The following is a 3,332-nucleotide window of genomic DNA, read 5'->3' as shown; positions in this document are numbered from 1 at the left end:
CGAAGGCGGCGAGACGGGGAAAGGTCTGGTAGTCGACCCGCCGCCGGTCCTCCATGACCTCGGTCCAGACGTTGGCCTGCGCGCCCAGCACATGTGCGGCCTCGTCCGCGGTGAGCTGCGGCGGAACCGGCTCGAAGCGATAGACGTCCTCCAGGGTGCGGACATAGCCGATGGGGACCGGCTCGTCCGCGCCCGGGTCCTGCCGGTGGTCGAAGTAGACCTGCTGTTCGGGGCACATGACGACGTCATGACCGGCCCGGGCCGCGGTGATGCCGCCCGCGTAGCCGCGCCAGGAGGAGACGGCGGCGCCGTCGGGCAGCGGGGCGTCCGGTGCGCCGCCCTCCAGGATCTCGTCCCAGCCGATCAGCCGACGGCCGCGGGCGGCGAGCCAGTGCCCGAAGTGGCGGAGGAACCAGCTCTGGAGCTCGTCCTCGCCCGCCAACCCCAGCTCGCGGATGCGCTCCTGGGCGGCCGGGGACGCCTTCCACTGGTCCTTGGGGCATTCGTCACCGCCGAGGTGGACGAAGATGCTGGGGAAGAGGTCCAGCACTTCCTCCAGCACGTTCTCGAAGAAGCGGAGCGTGGTGTCGGTGGGGGAGAGTACGTTCGGGTTGATGCCCCAGGTGGTCCAGACTCCGAGGGAGGCGGTGTCGATGACGTCCGTGTTGCCCAGTTCCGGGTAGGCGGCGATGGCTGCCTGGCTGTGCCCGGGGATGTCGATCTCGGGGACGACGGTGATGTGCCGTTCGGCCGCGTAGGCGACGATCTCGCGGATGTCGTCCTGGGTGTAGTAGCCGCCGTGCGGGCGTTCGTCCCACAGCGGGGAGGCGCGGTGGCCGAGCTTGGTGCGCGTCCGCCAGGCACCGGTGGCGGTCAGTTCCGGGTAGCGGCGGATCTCCAGCCGCCAGCCCTGGTCGTCGGTCAGATGGAGATGGAGCACATTGAGCTTGTGGGCGGCGAGCAGGTCGACATAGGCGAGCACGCCGTCCTTGGGCAGGAAGTGCCGGGCCACGTCCAGCATCAGCCCGCGCCAGGCGAAGCGGGGCGCGTCCTCGACGTAGAGCGCGGGCAGGGACCACTCGCGCCGCTGCGGGTCGATCGGCGCGCGCCGGAAGGCGTCCGGGCCGAGCAGCTGGCGCAGCGTCTGGGCGCCCCAGAACAGGCCGGACTCGCCGCCGCCCTGGATGACCACCGCGAGGCCGTCGACGCAGATGCTGTACCCCTCGGGGCCGAGCCGCTCCCCCACGCCCGGGTCGAGCTCCAGCACGATGCGGTTCCAGGCGTCGGTGTGCGGGGCCAGCGGCAGACCCGTGGCCGCCCCGACGGTGGCGCGCAGCCAGCGGGCGACGCGCTCGGTGCCGGGCCGGGCGTCGATCTGGCTGTCCTCGTCCAGGACGTAGCCCTCGCCGCCACCGAGGGTGGGGACGGCCCGCAGCGGGGTGGGCAGGAGGCCGGTGGCGGGCTCTTGGGGCATCGCGTCAGTCCTTTACCGCTCCGCCGAGGCCGGAGACCAGGCGGCGCTGTACGAGTACGAAGAAGATCAGCACCGGGATGGTCATGATGGTGGACGCCGCCATGATGCCGCCCCAGTCGTTGCCCTCGTCCTTGAAGAAGACGAGGAGCGCCATCGGGAGGGTGGAGTTCTCGGTCGCGCTGATGATGAACGACTTGGCGAACAGGAAGTCGTTCCAGGCGGAGATGAAGGAGAAGACGCTGGTGGCCACGAGCCCGGGGAGGACCAGCGGGAACAGGATCTGCCACAGGAAGCGGGAGCGGCTGGCGCCGTCCAGATAGGCCGCCTCCTCCAGGGACTCGGGTACGGCCTTCACGAAGCCGCGCAGCATCCAGATGGCGAACGGCAGCGAGAAGGCGATGTGCGGCAGGATCAGCGAGCCCAGGGTGTTGAGCCCGACCCCGGGCACGGTGTCGCCCAGGTCCCGCATCAGGAAGAACATCGGGATGGTCAGCGCCTCGATCGGCACCATCTGGGCGACCAGGAACATCACCAGCAGCGTGGTGCGGAACCTGAAGCGGAAGCGGGTGACGGCGGTCGCGGCGAGGAAGGCGATCACGCCCGAGGCGATCACCACCGCCCCGGCGACCAGCAGGCTGTTGAGGAAGTAGCGGCCGAAGTCGTGCTGTTCGAAGACGCGCCGGAAGGAGTCCAGCGAGGGCGCGGAGGTCCACGGCCGGGGATGGGTGGACCGGACCTCCCCGGCCGGTTTGAAGGCCGAGAGCACCATCCAGTAGAGCGGGAAAGCGACGACGGCGGCGACGGCCAGGGCGGTGGCCTCGGCCGCGAGCCGCCAGGGGCGGCGGATGCGGAACGCGCGGCGCGGCGGCGCGACACCGGCGGCGCTGGAGTGGCTCACAGTTCTTCTCCCTGCCGTCGCAGCAGCCGCAGATAGACCAGGGTGACGGCGAGCAGGATCAGCAGCATCACCACGCCGATCGCCGAGCCGAGCCCGTACTCCGAGGACGCGAACGCCTCCTGGTAGGCGTAGACGTTGAGCACCAGGTTCTGGCCCGCGGTGCCGCCGCCGCCCGTCATGACGTAGATCTGGGTGAAGACCTTGAAGTCCCAGATGATGGACTGGATCGTCACCACGACGAGGATCGGCCGCAGCATCGGGGCCATGATCCGGCGCCAGATCCGCCAGGCGGAGGCGCCGTCGAGTGCGGCGGCCTCCAGCACCTCCGCCGGGATGGCCTTGATGCCCGCGTACACGGTGACCATGACGAACGGGAACGAACACCACACGATCTCGAACAGCACCAGGGCGAAAGCGCTGTAGCGCCCGTACGTCCAGGAGTAGTCCTGGAAGCCGGAGAGCCCGACCCACGCCAGGACCCGGTCGACGGGCCCGTAGTCGGGGTCGAACAGGAACAGCCAGACCGTGGACCCCGTCACCGCCGGGGTGGCCCAGGCACCGAGCGCGGCCAGCATCAGCGCCAGCCGCGGGATCGCCCGGACCCGGGTGAGCAGCACCGCGAGCGCGCAGCCCACCGCGAGGGTGGAGACGACGCACACGGCGGCGAAGACGACGGTGGTGAGGGTGACGCTCCAGAACTCGGGGTCACGGAACAGCTCCGCGTAGTTGGCGAACCCCTGGAAGCTGGTCGGCTTGCCCCCGCTCACCTGGGCCTGGGTGTACTCCAGGAACGAGATGAGCCCGAGCTGGTAGATGGGATAGATCAGCAGCCCGCCGAGGACGACGAGGGCCGGGGCGAGGTAGAGCCAGGGCGTCCCGCTCCCCCGTCCGGCCCGCCGCCGGGCCCCGCGCGCGGTGGGCCGGGGCGGGCGCTTCCGGGCCGGTTCCGGCCCGGCCTGC

3 protein-coding genes are annotated in these 3,332 nt (G+C 70.7%); all 3 read right to left on the bottom strand.

Features of this window, described 5'->3' with window-relative positions; genetic code table 11:
• On the bottom strand, nucleotides 1-1,474 hold a 1,474-nt coding region (locus SSOG_RS27285), incomplete at its 3' end, for a beta-N-acetylhexosaminidase (protein WP_009717488.1).
• Between the two features lie 4 nt (nucleotides 1,475-1,478).
• Nucleotides 1,479-2,372: a carbohydrate ABC transporter permease gene (locus tag SSOG_RS27280; RefSeq protein ID WP_009717487.1), complete on the bottom strand. Its 894-nt coding sequence runs from the start codon at nucleotides 2,370-2,372 to the stop codon at nucleotides 1,479-1,481.
• On the bottom strand, nucleotides 2,369-3,332 hold a 964-nt coding region (locus tag SSOG_RS27275; protein ID WP_009717486.1), incomplete at its 5' end, for a carbohydrate ABC transporter permease. The genes SSOG_RS27275 and SSOG_RS27280, both read right to left, overlap by 4 nt.

The sequence above is a fragment of the Streptomyces himastatinicus ATCC 53653 genome (genome assembly GCF_000158915.1).
Taxonomy (GTDB): domain Bacteria; phylum Actinomycetota; class Actinomycetes; order Streptomycetales; family Streptomycetaceae; genus Streptomyces; species Streptomyces himastatinicus.
Note: the sequence above shows the minus strand (reverse complement) of the source record. Positions and strands in the feature narration are given on the sequence as shown.